Origin of the sequence: Nonomuraea sp. NPDC000554 (genome assembly GCF_040300065.1) — a bacterium.
Lineage (GTDB): Bacteria > Actinomycetota > Actinomycetes > Streptosporangiales > Streptosporangiaceae > Nonomuraea.
The window spans coordinates 84,120-98,207 of record NZ_JBEPDC010000021.1 but is presented as its reverse complement, the minus strand read 5'-3'; the positions used below and the strand labels follow the sequence as shown (position 1 = coordinate 98,207).

Genomic DNA, 14,088 nt, shown 5'->3' with positions numbered 1-14,088 from the left:
GCGACGCCCACCCGGGCGCGTGGTCCTCGAACGCGACCAGCCGGTTGTCCGGATTCCCCACCTGCGGAGCGGAAAATTGGGCGGGAAATGTCAGTGAATTTCGTTTCGTGGGCCTTCTGCCGAGGCCGGAACGCCCCCATCATCGCAACGTGTCCCTCACCGGTCCCGTAGTGGATCTCGACACGGGCGCCGTCATCGCCCGCCCCGCCATCGTGGACTCCTCCGGCTACCTCCGCGCGGCGCCGCTGCCGATGGTGCTGGACCTGCCCGTCCACGTGGTGCTGTCCGGCGCCGGCGCGCTGGCGCCGCTGCACGAGGCGCTCAGGCGATCGGCCAGACATCCGCGCGAGGCCATCCTGCTGCTGACGGGCCCGTTCGGGCAGGCCGACCGTCCGATGATCAAGGTGCAGCTCGACGGGCTGCGCAATCTGGGTTACCTGCTGGGGTTCGCCGGGCTGGGAGCGGAGAGCGTGCCGCTGGACATGATCGCGGACGCCGCGCCGTACCTCCTCGCCCTCGCGCCCGAGGTGGTCGCGCGGATCCCGCGCGACCACCGGGCCTCGGCGGTGGCACGGGCCGTGGTGAGCCTGGCGCGCGGCGTCGGCGCGCACGTGCTCGCCCCCGCGATCGAGTACGAGGCGCAGCTCGCCGCCGTACGCGGCTGTGAGGTGCGGCTGGCGCACGGCCCGCTGCTCGCCCCGGGCCCCGACGGGCTGGTGCGGGTCCCTCTCCCCGCCGTCGAGGACGAGCCCGCGATCTCGCTCGGCCCCCGCGTGCAGGAGCTGCTGCTGCCCGCCGTGACGCTTCCCGCGGAGGCCAAGGCGGAGGAGGTGGTGGCGGCGTTCGGGCACGAGCCGTCGATCACCAGCGTCATCCTGGTGGACGAGTACCAGCGCCCCAAGTTCAGCCTCGACCGCAGCCGCTTCCTGCTGTCGTTCGCCGCCCGCTACGGGCACGCGCTGCACGGCGCCAAGCCCGCCAGGCGGCTCGCCGACCCGCCGCGCACGGTGCCGAGGACCACCCCGGCCATCGCCGCGATGCAGGCGGCGGGCCGGGACTCCGGACGCGTCTACGACGACCTGGTGGTCATCGACGAGCTCAACCGCTGCCTGGGCATCGTGCGGGTCTCGGACCTGATCAGGCAGTTGACGGCGGTCAAGGGCTGAACGCCTGACCGCGCCGGCGCGGGCTTCATGACGCCAGCGCTCGCGCCCACTCGGCGGTGTCGGTGATCTGGACGAAGTTCACGATCAGGTCGTCGCGCAGCGTCAGGTCATGGGCGAAGGCGGCCTCGAAGGGGCGTCCGGTGGCTCGGACGGTGCCGCGGTAGTGGCCGAGGACGACGCACCGGTCCGGCCCCGACCACACGTACTCCTCGGGCACCGGGGCGGTCTGGTAGGTGCGGAAGATGACGCTCCAGCAGCCGCAGAGCGCGCCCTGGGGGCCGTTGTGCTCGCCTCCGACGCCCAGCGGCATGCCGGCGCTGACCTTCAGGACGAGGTCGGGGTGGAGGGGGGCGACGAGCGCGTCCGCGTCGCCGGCGGCGAAGGCGTCGTAGAGCTGTCGAACAGTTTTAGAGGTCACTCTCTAAAACTACCGCGAGCGCTGCCGCCTCCGCCATCCGGGCCGCCCGTTCGGGGATGGCCCCGCCTCTCGACAGGTGCCGCCGGACGGCCGCGAGCGGGATGTCCACCAGCGCGAAGACGACGCGCTCCAGATCGCCGTGGCCGCTGCGCTCCGCCAGCCGTCGCATGGCCTCGACCGACGCCGTGTTGAGCCGCGACAGCTCCTCGCCCAGCTCCTGCGGCCAGGCCAGGCGCAGGTCCTCGACGTGGTAGCGGAGCAGCAGGCGGGCCTCGTCGGGGTGCTCGGCCGACCAGCGCACGGTGTGCGCCGCCGCCCGCCGCACCGCCTCGGCCAGGTTGCCGGTCTCCGCGGCGTGCAGGAAACCCTCCTGGAAGCGGCGGACCGTCCTGATCCACAGGTGGGCGAGCAGCAGGTCGCGCGAGCCGTAGCGGTGGTAGATCGAGCCGCTGGGCGCGCCGAGCCTGGCGGCGACGGCGGTGACCGTCACCGCGCCCTGCCCACTCTCGGCGGCGACGGCCGCGGCCGCGTCGAGAATCTGGTCGGCGTCGAACTTCGCTGGTCTGGCCATGCCGGCACGGTAGCGGCCCGGCCCGCCCAGCGGGCCACGCGACCCGCCTGAGACGCGGCTAGAGCCAGCCCTGGGACTGCGCCCGCTGCACCGCCTCGATGCGGTTGCGCGCCCGCGTCTTCTGGATCGCCGACGACAGGTAGTTGCGCACGGTGCCCACCGACAGGTGCAGGGACGTGGCGATGTCGCCGATCGTCGAGCCGTCGGCCGCCGCGGCCAGCACGTCCCGCTCGCGCGACGACAGCGGGTTGGGCCCGGCGCTGAGCGCCGCCGCGGCCAGCCCCGGGTCGATGACCCGCTCCCCCGCGTGCACCCGGCGGATCGCGGCGGCCAGCTCGCGGGCCGGGCTGTCCTTCACCAGGAACGCCACCGCTCCCGCCTCCATCGCGGTACGCAGGTAGCCGGGCCTGCCGAACGTGGTCAGGATCATCACCCGGCAGCCCGGCACCTGCGCGGCGATCCTGCCGCCCGCGGTGATGCCGTCCATGGCGGGCATCTCGATGTCGAGCAGCGCGATGTCCGGCTGCTCCTTGGCGGCGACGGCGACGGCCTCCTCGCCGTTGGCGGCCTCGCCGACCACCTCGATGTCGGGTTCCAGGCCGAGCAGCGACGCCAGCGCGCCACGTACCATGGCCTGGTCCTCGGCCAGCATCACACGGATCACCGGGCTCACGACCCGGCCTCCGCCCGCACGGCCACCGGGACGAGCACGCGCAGCCGGAAGCCGCCTCGCGGCGCCGGCCCCGTCTCCACCTCGCCGCCCGCCGCGCGGATCCGCTCGGTGAGCCCCTGCAGGCCGCTGCCCATCTCGTACGGCCCCGTGCCGCGTCCGTCGTCCACGATGTCCAGGGTGGCGTGGTTCATGTCGGACGTCACGCTGATCTCGCACCGGGACGCCTCCGCGTGCCGGATGACGTTGGTGGTGCCCTCGCGGACCGCCCAGGCGAGCAGCCCGTCGAGCAGGCCGGGCAGCGGCGTGCCCGAGACCCGCACCTGCGCCGCCACACGGGCCGCCCGTAACGCCGACCTGGCGCTGTCGAGCTCTTCCGCCATGGTGCGCTGCCGGTAGCCGGTGACCGCCTCGCGCACCTCGACCAGCGCCTGCCTGGCGACGGACTCGATGTCGCCGATCTCGTTGAGGACCTTCGGGGAGCCCTCCGCCAGCCGGCCGGCCAGCTCGGCCTTGAGCACGATCAGCGAGAGGCTGTGGCCGAGCAGGTCGTGCAGGTCACGGGCGATGCGCAGCCGCTCGTCGGTGGCGGCGAGCCTGGCCATCTCGCCCTCGGCGTCGCGCAACTGCTGGGCGAGCAGCCTGGTGTTGCGCACGCCGATGAACAGCATGCCCATCGTGACCACCTGCACTCCGAGAACCGTGACCGAGCCGGGGTCGGTGCCGGTGATCAGGCCGCTGCCGATGACCGCCGCCAGCATGCCACCGATGCTGAAGAACGCCTGGCGCGGCGGGAAGTTCATGCAGTACAGCACCACGGTGTAGACGGGCAGGCAGAGCCAGGACCCGCCGAAGATCAGCGACGAGCCGACCCCGATCACCGTGGTGAGGGCGAGCAGCGCGAGAGTCCACCGGCCGCGCTCGTTGAAGGAGCCCGGGCTGAGCACGGTCGCCAGGTACGACACCAGGAACACGACCAGCGACAGGGACGCCCAGACGGCCCTCGTCCCGCTGATCTCGCCGGACGCGATCTCCGCGATCGGGAAGAACATGTAGACGAGCCCGAACGAGATCCCGAACAACCGGCGTTTGCGGGACGGCACGCCGTCCGCCCCGCCGAACGTCAGCAGGTTGGCGAAGCTCATGCCCGAACAGTAGCCCGCCGGTAGGCGAGCGTCGCCGCCGCGCCGAGCACGACCGCCCAGCCCGCGACCACGAGGACGTCCGTCAGCGGCAGGCCCTTGCCCGCGACGATGTTCCAGCCCAGGTCGGCGTACCGGTAGGAGGGCATGAGCTCGGCGATCGTGCGGATGGTGCCGCCCATGACCTCGACGGGGAACCACAGGCCGCCGAGCAGCGCCAGGGCGAACATGCAGATCATCGCGACGGGCTGGGCCGCGTCGGGCGCCAGGAGCGAGCCGATGGCCAGCCCGAGCGCGATGAACGGGATCGTGCCGAGCCACAGCGCCAGCAGCAGCGGCACCCACCGGCTCACCGGCAGCGTGACGCCCTGCTGGAGCACGGCGACCGCGAACACGAGCACCAGCGAGGGCAGCACCAGCAGCATCGCGGCGCCCAGCTTGGTGACGATGATCGCCCAGCCGGGCAGCGGAGTGATCTGGAGCTGGCGCAGCCAGCCCGTCTGGCGCTCCTGCGCCCACGGCACGGCCGAGCTCATCATGGACGCCGACAGCGCCCCGTAGGCGGCCATCGACACCATCAGGTAGACGGCCACCCGGACGCCGCCCTCGGCCGTCTGGTTGCCGTAGATGTTGGCGTTGATCAGGTAGAACACCACGGGGAAGAGCACGACGAAGATGATGTAGCGGCGGTTGCGGAGCATCCGCAGCGCCTCGGTCCTCGCGTAGTACAGCATCACGGCTCCCTGGTCAGGGCGAGGAAGGCGTCCTCGAGGTCGGCTCCGGTGAGGGTGAGGCCGCGCACCTCGAGCGAGGTGGCGCGGTAGAGGGCGTTCAGCGTGGCGTCGGTGTCGGAGGTGCGCAGCGCGGCCGTCCCGGCGACGATCTCGACGGCGGTGACGCCGGGCAGCCGGTCGAGCCCGGCCGCGGGCTGCTCGCCGATGGCGAAGCGGACGGTGTGCCCGCCGACGCCGGCCTTGATCTCGGCGGCGGTGCCGTCGGCGACGACCTTGCCCTTGGCGATGACGATGACCCGGTCGGAGTGCTCGTCGGCCTCCTCCAGGTAGTGGGTGGCGAACAGCACGGTCCGGCCGCCGGCGGCGTAGTCGCGCATGCTCTCCCAGAACCGCAGCCTGGACTCCACGTCCATGGCGGCGGTCGGCTCGTCCAGCAGGAGGATCTTGGGGGCGCCCGCGATGGCCAGCGCGAACCTGACCCGCTGGGCCTGCCCGCCCGACAGCTTGTTGGCCCGGCGCTTCACCAGGTCGCCGAGGTCGGCCAGCTTGACGATCTCGGCCAGGTCCAGGGGCTGCGGGTAGAGCCTGCGGATCAGGTCGATGAGCTCCTTGACCGTCAGTTCGGGGATGAGCGCGCCGCTCTGCAGCATCGCGCCCATCGCGCCGGCGGCGACGGCCTGGTCGGGGGTCCTGCCGTGCACGGAGATCGTGCCCGAGGTCGGCTTGAGCAGGCCGAGCAGCATGTTGATGGAGGTCGACTTGCCGGCTCCGTTGGGGCCGAGCAGAGCCACGGTCCTGCCGGGCTCGATGCTGAGGGACAGGTCGTCGACTGCGAGAACTTCGCCGTAGTCCTTGCTGACCTGGTCGAACACGATGGCGTTCATGTCGTCAACGCTAGGGGCGGGCCTGTCGCCCGGTTAGTGCCTTCCTTCCGGCGTTCACCGTGACATTTGTCAGACGAGCCGGGTGACCAGGCCGGTGTCGAGGCTGTAGCGGGCGCCGATCACGGCCGCCCTGCCGCGCAGCAGCCCGTCGTCGCGTAACAGCGACACCGTCCGGACGACGTGCGCGCTGATCATCGCCTCCACGTCCCCGCCGGAGCCCTCGTAGGCGGGTTCCAGCGCGGCCACGATGCGGGACAGCTCGCCGGGTAAGGCGGCCTGCTCGCGCAGCGCCTGCGCCGCCGCCGTCACCGCGCCGCACCGCTGGTGGCCGAGGACGACGACGAGCGGCGCGCTCAGGGCCTGCGGCCCGTACTGGACGGCGGCGGTGACCAGCCGGTCGACGGTGTGCCCGGCGGTCCTGACGACCAGCAGGTCGCCGAGCCCGGCGTCGAACACGACCTCGGGCGGCACCCGCGAGTCGATGCACGACAGGACGACCGCGTACGGCGACTGGTCCGCCGCCACCCGCCTCCGGTGCTCGGGGTCCTGGCGCGGGCGGCGGGGCGTGCCCGCCGCCCAGCGCCTGTTGCCGTCCTCCAGCGCCGCCCACGCCTGCTCGGCGGTGGCGGGACGCTCCTCCGGCACGCTCTCGGACGCTCCGGGACGCGCTCGCCCGGAGGTCGGACAACGGCGGGCAATCAGTTCGTCACGCACAGCTAATTCATGCCCTGTGCGAGGCTTGCCCGGATATGACCTCGCGGGCAGATGTCAGAGGCGGCAGGCGTAGATGTCGGTGACCAGGATGGCCCTTGCGCCGAGGTCCCAGAGCTGGTCCATCACCTGCTGGTGGCCCTTGCGGCGGACCATCGCCCGCACGGCCACCCACCCCTCGCGGTGCAGCGGCGACACGGTCGGGCCCTCCATGCCGGGAGTGATCGCGATGGCCTCCTCGATCCGCTCGGCGCGGATGTCGTAGTCCATCATCACGAAGTCGCGGGCGTGCACGACGCCCTGGAGGCGGCGGACGAGCTGCTCCAGGCCCGCCTCCTGCGGCGCGCCCTGCCGCTTGATCAGCACGCCCTCGGAGCGCATGATCGGCTCGCCGAACACCTCCAGGCCGACGTTGCGCAGGGTCGTGCCGGTCTCCACGACGTCGGCCACCGCGTCGGCGACGCCGAGCCTGATGGCCGTCTCGACGGCGCCGTCAAGCTTGATCACCCGGGCGTCGACGCCCTGGTCGGAGAGGTACTTGTCGAGCAGGCCCGCGTAGGACGTGGCGATGCGCAGCCCGTCGAGATCCTGGACCGACGTCATCGCGCCCGCCCGGGCGGCCAGGCGGAAGGTGGAGCCGCCGAAGCCGAGCGGCATGATCTCCTCGACGGGGGCGCCGGAGTCGATCAGCATGTCGCGGCCGGTGATGCCGGCGTCGAGGGTGCCCTCGCCGACGTAGACGGCGATGTCGCGCGGGCGCAGGAAGAACAGCTCGCAGCCGTTCTCCTCGTCGACGACGACGAGTTCCTTGCTGTCGGTGCGGGGCCGGTAACCGGCCTCCTTGAGCATGGTCTGGGCGGCTTCACTGAGAGCGCCCTTGTTCGGTACGGCCAGACGCAGCATGTCTGTGGTTTCCTCGGGTCTCGCTGGGTTTACCGGCTGGCGGCGGCGGGCGCGTGGCGCCCTAGAGATGCTTGTACACCTCGTCCAGCTCGATGCCCTTGGCGAGCATGAGCACCTGCACGTGGTAGAGGAGCTGCGAGATCTCTTCGGCCGCGCGGTCGTTCGACTCGTGCTCGGCGGCCATCCAGCTCTCGGCGGCCTCCTCGACGACCTTCTTGCCGATGGCATGGACGCCGGCGTCGAGCGCGGCCACAGTGCCCGAGCCCGCGGGCCGGGTCTGCGCCTTCTCTGACAGCTCGGCGAACAGCTCTTCGAAGGTCTTCATGGTCTCTCTCGTCGGTCGGCTGACGTGCATGACAAGCCTAGTCTGCGCGCCAGGGTCGTCCGGCCCGGCGTCCGCCACCCGAGACGGCACGCCTGGCCCAATGAACCGGGTAAGCGTGTGACCATGGAACCGCAAAAAAGCGCTGATACGGTTCAGTGAAGGTTACCGGGCAGGGAGGGGCGCCGGGTGAAGAGGCCGACGATCGCCGACATCGCCAGGCGGGCCGGCGTGTCCAAGGGGGCCGTCTCGTACGCGCTCAACGGTCAGCCCGGCGTCTCGGAGGAGACCAGGGCGCGCATCCAGGCGATCGCCCAGGAGATCGGCTGGCGTCCCAACCTGGCCGCACGCCTGCTCAGCGGCGCCAGGGCCGACGCCATCGGGCTGGTCGTGTGCCGTCCGGCCCGCTTCCTCGGCGTCGAGCCGTTCTTCATGGAGCTGATCAGCGGCATCGAGGGCGAGCTGGCGGCGAGCTCGTCCGCGCTGATGCTGCAGGTGGTGCCCGACCACGAGGCCGAGATCGCGGTCTACCGGCGCTGGTGGGGCGAGGGCAGGGTCGACGGGGCGATCCTGGTCGACCTGCACGCCGACGATCCGCGGGTGCCGGTGGTCGAGCGGCTCGGCATGCCGGCGGTGGTGGTCGGGCATCCGTCGGGCGCGGGGTCGCTGCCGGCGGTGTGGTCCGACGACGGCGCCGCGATGCGCGAGGCGGTCGAGTACCTGGCGGCGCTCGGCCACCGGCGCGTCGCCAGGGTGGCCGGGCTGCCCGGCCTGCTCCACACCCAGATCCGGGACACCGCGTTCACGGAGGTCTGCGCGGCGCTCGGAGTGAGCGAGCATCCGGTCGTGCACACCGACCACACCGGCGAGGAGGGCGCCAGGGCGACCAGGCGGCTGCTCAGCTCGCGGGCCAGGCCCACGGCGATCGTCTACGACAACGACCTCATGGCGCTGGCGGGGCTGTCGGTGGCCCAGGAGATGCGGCTGGACGTCCCGGCCGACCTGTCCATCGCGGCGTGGGACGACTCGCCGCTCTCGCAGGTGGTGCGGCCGCCGCTGACGGCGCTGACCCGCGACATCCCCGCCTGCGGCGCGCACGCCGCCCGGTGCCTGCTGCGGATCGTGGGCGGCGAGGAGGTGGCCGGCGTGGAGGACCCGGCCGCGCGCCTGCTGCCCCGGGGCAGCACCGCCCCCGCGCCGGGCGCCTGAACCGCTTCACGGACTCCGCGCCCCCAAGGGGACGGCCCGGGGGCGGACATTCCAGCAATCCCGATCGCTGGCTATCGCAACTTACCCGTTTATGGAATGTGGGCGCCGCTCGTGGGATGCCCCGCACATCCGCATGCCCGGGAGACGGAAATCAGGCGCTCATCCGACCGACAGATCGGATATCCCCGGAAACGCCGCTGCCCGCCGCACCTCGTCGGGACGAGGTGCGGCGGGCAGTGAGGTCGGTGTGGTCACGCCCTGACCGGAGCGGTAGCCGCCGGGGCCGCGGCCCCGGCGGCAGGAGGTGGCGTGAACGACCTGGCCGGAGCCCGGTCAGCGGCCGTAGCGACGGTCGCCCTGGCCGGAGCGGTAGCTTCCGTTGCCGCGGCCCTCAGCGCGGTAGCCGCCGGAGCGGTAGCCGTCGCGCGGGCGGTCGTCGGCGCGGTAGCCACCGCGGTCGCGGTCGGCCGAGAACGGGCGGCCCCGGTCGCGGGCGCCGTGCTCGTCGGAGCGGAAGCCGCTCTGGCCACGGTCGTCACGGCGGAAGCCGCGGGAACGGTCGCCGTCACGGAACGGGCGGTCGTCGGAGCGGAAGCCGCCGCGCTGGCCGCGGTCGTCGCGACGGGCGCCGCGGTCGTCGCCGAACGTGCGCGGCTCCTGCGAGCCGTCGTGCCGGCGCGGACGCCGGTCGTCGCCCGCGGCGAACGGCCGGTCGCCGTCCTCTCGACGCCGTGCGGTGAACGGACGCCCGCCGTCCTCGTGACGCCGGGCCGGACGGTCGCTGTCGTCGTAACGACGCGCAGGACGGTCACTGTCGTCGTGACGACGCGCAGGACGGTCGCCGTCCTCGTGGCGCCTGGGGGGGCGGCGGTCGTCGCCGGAGGCGAAGCGGCGCTCGCCGTCGTCGTGCCTGCGCGGACGGCGCTCACCGTCGAACTCACGGCGCGGACGGCGGCCACGGCGCTCGGAGCCGCCCTCGCGGCGGGGACGCAGCGGCTTGCGGACGTCGGGCTCCCAGACCGGGATGGCCTCGCCACTCGGGGCGCGGGCGCCCGTCACCTCGGCGACCCGCGGGTGCCCCGGGGTGGCCTTGAGCCGGAACGGGTGGATGCCCGCCCGCCGGGTGAGCTGGTCGGTGGAGCGGCGCTCGCTGGGGAGCACCAGCGTGACGACGGTGCCCTTCTCCCCGGCGCGGGCGGTGCGGCCGCCGCGGTGCAGGTAGCTCTTGTGGTCCTGCGGCGGGTCGACGTGCAGCACCAGGCTGATGTTGTCGACGTGGATGCCGCGGGCGGCGACGTCCGTGCAGACCAGGACGTTGATCGCGCCCTCGCGGAACTCGGCGAGGATGCGGGTGCGCTGGTTCTGGCGCTTGCCGCCGTGCAGGCCGCCGGCCTTGACGCCGACCCTGGCGAGCTGCTTGCACAGCCGGTCGACGCCGTGCTGGGTGCGGACGAAGATGATGGTCCGGCCCTCGCGGTTGGCGATCTCGGCGGTGACGTCGAACTTGTCGTCGCGGGTCACCTGCATCACGTGGTGCTCCATCGTGTCGACCGGGGAGGTCGCGGGGGCGACGGAGTGCGTGATCGGGTCCTTCAGGAAGCGCCGCACGAGCTTGTCGACGTCGCCGTCGAGCGTGGCGGAGAACAGCAGGCGCTGCCCGTCGGCGGGGGTCTGCGCGAGCAGGTCGGTGACGACGGGGAAGAAGCCGAGGTCGCACATGTGGTCGGCCTCGTCGAGGACGCTGACCTCGACGTCCGACAGCGAGCACTCACCCTGGCGGATGAGGTCGCCGAGGCGGCCGGGGGTGGCGATGACGATGTCGACGCCGCGGCGCAGCGCCTCGATCTGCTTGCCCATGGACATGCCGCCGACGACGACCTTCATGCGCAGGCCGAGGCCGCGGCCGAGCGGCTCGAGCGCGTCGTGCACCTGAAGGGCCAGCTCGCGGGTGGGGACCAGGATCATCGCCCGCGGACGGCCGGGCGCGGGGCGCGTGCCGGCGAGGCGGGCCATGGTGGGCAGGCCGAAGGCGAGGGTCTTGCCGGAGCCGGTCTGGCCGCGGCCGAGGACGTCGGCGCCGGCGAGTACGTCGGGGATGGTCGCGCTCTGGATGGGGAACGGGCTGTCGATGCCCTGCTTGGCCAGCCCGGTGACGAGCGGCTTCGGCAGGCCCAGAAGCTCGAACTCGGACGGCCCCGAAGGGGCGGTCTCGATCTCGGGCATGGCAGCGTCAAGCATGGTCACGAAGTTCGTGCCTTTCAGTCGAAGTGGCGCGTCACTTCTGCGAAAGGACGAGCCGGGACGTACGGCGCGGTGCCGTACACGTTTAGGTGCGCCCGCCATCGGGACGGGAGGGGAGGGGGTACACCAGAGCGCCGGCCGCAGGCGGCGTGTGACGCGCGATGAGGCGTCAGGTGTACGTGGTGCCAACGCGGGAATTGTTACGGGTATTCCCGCGACAGGACCCGGACCTTCCGGAAACCCTTGGCACGCTGAAGCGGCTGACGCCGATGCGTCAGCCGTACAGCTCAAAGATCAGACGTTGAAGCCTAGCATACGGAGCTGCTCGCGACCTTCATCGGTGATCTTGTCGGGGCCCCACGGCGGCAGCCAGACCCAGTTGATCTTGACGTCGGAGACCATGCCGTCGAGCGCCGAGTGCGCCTGGTCCTCGATGACGTCCGTCAGCGGGCAGGCGGCGCTCGTCAGCGTCATGTCGATGGTCGCCACGGGCTGGCCGCCGTCGGCCGGGTCGAGGTTCAGCCCGTAGATCAGGCCGAGGTCGACGACGTTGATGCCGAGCTCGGGGTCGACGACGTCCTTGAGCGCCTCCATGACCTCCTCGACGGTGATGTCACCGTCGAATGCGGCCGTCGGGGTCTCCACCGGCTTGCTCATCGCGCAGCACTCCTCACCACAGCGTCCTTGTAGGCCATCCAGGACAACAGCGCGCACTTCACGCGCGCAGGGAACTTGGCCACGCCCGCGAACGCGACCGCGTCGCCGAGCACGTCCTCGTCGGCTTCCACCTGCCCCCTGCCCTGCATGAGGCGGGTGAACTCGTCGACCACGGACAGGGTCTCCTCGACCGTCGAACCGGTGGTCAGCTCGTGCAGCACGGAGGCGGCGGCCTGGCTGATGGAACAGCCCTGGCCGTCGTAGGAGACGTCCTCGATCTTACCGGCGTCGCCCACCTTGACCCTGAGCGTGATCTCGTCGCCGCACGTCGGGTTCACGTGGTGAACCTCGGCGTCGTACGGCTCGCGCAGCCCCCGCCCCTGCGGGTGCTTGTAGTGCTCCAGGATCAGCTCCTGGTACATCGACTCGCCGATCATGGCTATGCGAACACCTTCTGAACGTGGTGGAGGCCGCGCACCAGGGCGTCGATCTCGCCCGTGGTGTTGTACAGGTAGAACGACGCCCGTGTGGTCGCCGGTATTCCGAAGCGCAGGTGCAGGGGGCGTGCGCAGTGGTGCCCGACGCGGACGGCGATGCCGAAACTGTCGTCGAGAATCTGCCCGACGTCGTGCGGGTGAATCCCCTCGAGCGTGAACGACAGCGTGCCGCCGCGCCGCTCCAGCGAGTCGGGGCCGATGAGGCGCAGCGTGGGCACCTCGCGCAGCGCGTCGAGCGCGTACGCGGTCAGCGAGCGCTCGTGCGCCTCGATGGCGTCCATGCCGACGCCGGTGAGGTAGTCGACGGCCGCGCCGAGGCCGATCGCCTCGACGATCGGCGGGGTGCCCGCCTCGAACTTGTGCGGGACGGCCGCGTACGTCGAGTGGTCCATCCAGACCGCCTCGATCATCTCACCGCCGCCCAGGAACGGGGGCATGGCGTCGAGCAGCTCGGCCCGCCCCCACAGCACGCCGATGCCCGAGGGGCCGACCATCTTGTGGCCGGTGAAGGCCACGAAGTCGACGCCCAGCTCGGCGACGTTCACCGGGTGGTGCGGCACGGACTGGGAGGCGTCGAGCATGACGAGCGCGCCCACCTCGCGGGCCCGCCGCAGCACGTCGGCGACCGGGTTGACGGTGCCGAGCACGTTCGACTGGTGCGCGATGGAGACGATCTTCGTCCGCTCGGTGACCAGCTCCGAGAGGTTGGACAGGTCGAGCCTGCCGTCGTCGGTGACGCCGAACCACTTCAGCGTTGCGCCGGTGCGCTGCACGAGGAGCTGCCACGGCACGATGTTGGAGTGGTGCTCCATCTCGGAGATGACGATCTCGTCGCCCGGGCCGAGCGCGAAGCGCGGGTCCGCCTCGCTGGAGGCCCACAGGTGCTGCCCGAAGGAGTAGGCGACCAGGTTGAGCGCCTCGGAGGCGTTCTTGGTGAAGATCACCTCGTCGCGCGACGGGGCGCCGATGAACGCGGCGACCTTGTCGCGCGCGCCCTCGTACGCCTCGGTCGACTCCGAGCCGAGCACGTGCATGGCCCGCCCGACGTTGCTGTAGTGCATCGCCAGGTGCTCACGCATGGTCTCGATGACCGGGGTGGGCTTCTGCGAGGAGTTGCCCGAGTCCAGGTAGACGAGCGGGCGCCCGCCGGGCAGCTCGCGGGAGAGAACCGGGAAGTCCTTCCTGATCCTCTCCACGTCCAAGCTGGTGGAAATCATGCAGACGCCTTCGTGTACTGCTCGTAGCCCTCGGCCTCGAGCTTCTCGGCCAGTTCCGGCCCGCCCTCCTCGACGATCCGGCCGCCGGCGAAGACGTGGACGAAGTCGGGCTTCACGTAGCGCAGGATGCGGGTGTAGTGCGTGATCAGCAGCACGCCGGTCTCGCCGGAGGCGCGGAAGCGGTTGATGCCCTCCGACACCACGCGCAGCGCGTCGACGTCCAGGCCGGAGTCGGTCTCGTCGAGCACCGCGATCTTCGGCTTGAGCAGTTCGAGCTGGAGGATCTCGTGCCGCTTCTTCTCGCCGCCGGAGAAGCCCTCGTTCAGGTTGCGCTGGGCGAAGGCGCCGTCGATGGACAGCGCGTCCATGCCGTTCTTGAGGTCCTTGGCGAACTCACGCAGCTTGGGCGCCTCGCCACGGGTGGCCGTGACGGCCGAGCGCAGGAAGTTCGACACCGACACGCCCGGAACCTCGACCGGGTACTGCATGGCGAGGAACAGGCCGGCGCGGGCGCGCTCGTCGACGGACAGGTCGAGCAGGTCGACGCCGTCGAGCAGCACCTGGCCGCCGGTGATCGTGTACTTGGGGTGGCCGGCGATCGCGTAGGCGAGGGTCGACTTGCCGGAGCCGTTGGGGCCCATGATGGCGTGGGTCTCGCCGGACTTCACGGTCAGGTTGACGCCGCGCAGGATCTGCTTGTCCTCGACGGCGACCTGCAGGTCACGGATCTCAAGGGTGGACATGTG

General features: G+C 71.7%; 16 protein-coding genes. 2 read left to right on the top strand and 14 right to left on the bottom strand.

Features of this window, described 5'->3' with window-relative positions:
• Positions 1 to 149 precede the first annotated feature (149 nt).
• Complete coding sequence (locus ABT294_RS33760) at positions 150 to 1,166, top strand: EAL domain-containing protein (protein ID WP_350810365.1); 1,017 nt, start codon at positions 150 to 152, stop codon at positions 1,164 to 1,166.
• Positions 1,167 to 1,191: 25 nt separating this feature from the next.
• Here the strand turns inward: ABT294_RS33760 and ABT294_RS33755 are convergent, their stop codons facing one another.
• The 9 genes from ABT294_RS33755 to ABT294_RS33715 all read right to left on the bottom strand — a co-directional run bounded on the left by ABT294_RS33755 (position 1,192) and on the right by ABT294_RS33715 (position 7,524).
• Positions 1,192 to 1,584 carry a nuclear transport factor 2 family protein gene (locus tag ABT294_RS33755; RefSeq protein WP_350810364.1) on the bottom strand — a complete coding sequence of 131 codons (393 nt, stop codon included), beginning with the start codon at positions 1,582 to 1,584 and terminating at the stop codon, positions 1,192 to 1,194.
• The gene (locus tag ABT294_RS33750) at positions 1,574 to 2,155 is read right to left on the bottom strand and encodes a TetR/AcrR family transcriptional regulator (RefSeq protein WP_350810363.1); all 582 of its coding nucleotides are present in this window, start codon (positions 2,153 to 2,155) and stop codon (positions 1,574 to 1,576) included. The genes ABT294_RS33755 and ABT294_RS33750 overlap by 11 nt, the downstream gene beginning before the upstream one ends.
• A 58-nt stretch (positions 2,156 to 2,213) precedes the next feature.
• Positions 2,214 to 2,819 carry a response regulator transcription factor gene (locus ABT294_RS33745; RefSeq protein WP_350810469.1) on the bottom strand — a complete coding sequence of 202 codons (606 nt, stop codon included), beginning with the start codon at positions 2,817 to 2,819 and terminating at the stop codon, positions 2,214 to 2,216.
• A gap of 5 nt (positions 2,820 to 2,824) precedes the next feature.
• A complete protein-coding gene (locus ABT294_RS33740; RefSeq protein WP_350810362.1) occupies positions 2,825 to 3,970 on the bottom strand; it encodes a sensor histidine kinase in 1,146 nt (381 codons plus the stop codon).
• The gene (locus ABT294_RS33735; RefSeq protein ID WP_350810361.1) at positions 3,967 to 4,701 is read right to left on the bottom strand and encodes an ABC transporter permease; all 735 of its coding nucleotides are present in this window, start codon (positions 4,699 to 4,701) and stop codon (positions 3,967 to 3,969) included. The genes ABT294_RS33740 and ABT294_RS33735 overlap by 4 nt, the downstream gene beginning before the upstream one ends.
• Complete coding sequence (locus ABT294_RS33730) at positions 4,701 to 5,585, bottom strand: ABC transporter ATP-binding protein (protein ID WP_350810360.1); 885 nt, start codon at positions 5,583 to 5,585, stop codon at positions 4,701 to 4,703. Before ABT294_RS33730 ends, ABT294_RS33735 begins: the two co-directional genes overlap by 1 nt.
• A 69-nt stretch (positions 5,586 to 5,654) precedes the next feature.
• Positions 5,655 to 6,230: a carbonic anhydrase gene (locus tag ABT294_RS33725; protein ID WP_350810359.1), complete on the bottom strand. Its 576-nt coding sequence runs from the start codon at positions 6,228 to 6,230 to the stop codon at positions 5,655 to 5,657.
• 123 nt (positions 6,231 to 6,353) lie between these two features.
• Complete coding sequence (hisG, locus tag ABT294_RS33720) at positions 6,354 to 7,199, bottom strand: ATP phosphoribosyltransferase (protein ID WP_350810358.1); 846 nt, start codon at positions 7,197 to 7,199, stop codon at positions 6,354 to 6,356.
• Positions 7,200 to 7,260: 61 nt separating this feature from the next.
• Entirely contained in the window at positions 7,261 to 7,524 is a 264-nt protein-coding gene (locus ABT294_RS33715; protein ID WP_502912187.1) for a phosphoribosyl-ATP diphosphatase, read from the bottom strand.
• Between the two features lie 186 nt (positions 7,525 to 7,710).
• Between ABT294_RS33715 and ABT294_RS33710 the strand changes: the two genes are divergently transcribed.
• Positions 7,711 to 8,730: a LacI family DNA-binding transcriptional regulator gene (locus ABT294_RS33710; protein WP_350810356.1), complete on the top strand. Its 1,020-nt coding sequence runs from the start codon at positions 7,711 to 7,713 to the stop codon at positions 8,728 to 8,730.
• A 333-nt stretch (positions 8,731 to 9,063) separates the two neighbouring features.
• Here ABT294_RS33710 and ABT294_RS33705 read toward each other — a convergent pair whose 3' ends face one another.
• From ABT294_RS33705 to sufC, 5 genes are all read right to left on the bottom strand, one after another.
• On the bottom strand, positions 9,064 to 10,968 hold the full coding sequence (locus ABT294_RS33705) for a DEAD/DEAH box helicase (RefSeq protein ID WP_350810355.1): 1,905 nt from the start codon (positions 10,966 to 10,968) through the stop codon (positions 9,064 to 9,066).
• 297 nt (positions 10,969 to 11,265) lie between these two features.
• A complete protein-coding gene (locus ABT294_RS33700) occupies positions 11,266 to 11,628 on the bottom strand; it encodes a metal-sulfur cluster assembly factor (RefSeq protein ID WP_350810354.1) in 363 nt (120 codons plus the stop codon).
• Positions 11,625 to 12,065: a Fe-S cluster assembly sulfur transfer protein SufU gene (gene sufU / locus ABT294_RS33695; RefSeq protein ID WP_350810353.1), complete on the bottom strand. Its 441-nt coding sequence runs from the start codon at positions 12,063 to 12,065 to the stop codon at positions 11,625 to 11,627. Before sufU ends, ABT294_RS33700 begins: the two co-directional genes overlap by 4 nt.
• A gap of 2 nt (positions 12,066 to 12,067) precedes the next feature.
• Positions 12,068 to 13,342, bottom strand: a complete 1,275-nt coding sequence (locus ABT294_RS33690; protein WP_350810352.1) for a cysteine desulfurase — start codon at positions 13,340 to 13,342, stop codon at positions 12,068 to 12,070.
• On the bottom strand, positions 13,339 to 14,085 hold the full coding sequence (gene sufC, locus ABT294_RS33685) for a Fe-S cluster assembly ATPase SufC (RefSeq protein ID WP_350810351.1): 747 nt from the start codon (positions 14,083 to 14,085) through the stop codon (positions 13,339 to 13,341). Before sufC ends, ABT294_RS33690 begins: the two co-directional genes overlap by 4 nt.
• Positions 14,086 to 14,088 lie beyond the last annotated feature (3 nt).

Excerpts from the sequence above, each read along its gene's own strand:
- ABT294_RS33750 (WP_350810363.1), bottom strand. The coding sequence starts at position 2,155 with ATGGCCAGACCAGCGAAGTTCGACGCCGACCAGATTCTCGACGCGGCC.
- ABT294_RS33740 (WP_350810362.1), bottom strand. The coding sequence starts at position 3,970 with ATGAGCTTCGCCAACCTGCTGACGTTCGGCGGGGCGGACGGCGTGCCG.
- ABT294_RS33735 (WP_350810361.1), bottom strand. The coding sequence starts at position 4,701 with ATGCTGTACTACGCGAGGACCGAGGCGCTGCGGATGCTCCGCAACCGC.
- ABT294_RS33730 (WP_350810360.1), bottom strand. The coding sequence starts at position 5,585 with ATGAACGCCATCGTGTTCGACCAGGTCAGCAAGGACTACGGCGAAGTT.
- hisG (WP_350810358.1), bottom strand. The coding sequence starts at position 7,199 with ATGCTGCGTCTGGCCGTACCGAACAAGGGCGCTCTCAGTGAAGCCGCC.
- ABT294_RS33715 (WP_502912187.1), bottom strand. The coding sequence starts at position 7,524 with ATGAAGACCTTCGAAGAGCTGTTCGCCGAGCTGTCAGAGAAGGCGCAG.
- ABT294_RS33705 (WP_350810355.1), bottom strand. The coding sequence starts at position 10,968 with ATGCTTGACGCTGCCATGCCCGAGATCGAGACCGCCCCTTCGGGGCCG.
- ABT294_RS33700 (WP_350810354.1), bottom strand. The coding sequence starts at position 11,628 with ATGAGCAAGCCGGTGGAGACCCCGACGGCCGCATTCGACGGTGACATC.
- sufU (WP_350810353.1), bottom strand. The coding sequence starts at position 12,065 with ATGATCGGCGAGTCGATGTACCAGGAGCTGATCCTGGAGCACTACAAG.
- ABT294_RS33690 (WP_350810352.1), bottom strand. The coding sequence starts at position 13,342 with ATGATTTCCACCAGCTTGGACGTGGAGAGGATCAGGAAGGACTTCCCG.
- sufC (WP_350810351.1), bottom strand. The coding sequence starts at position 14,085 with ATGTCCACCCTTGAGATCCGTGACCTGCAGGTCGCCGTCGAGGACAAG.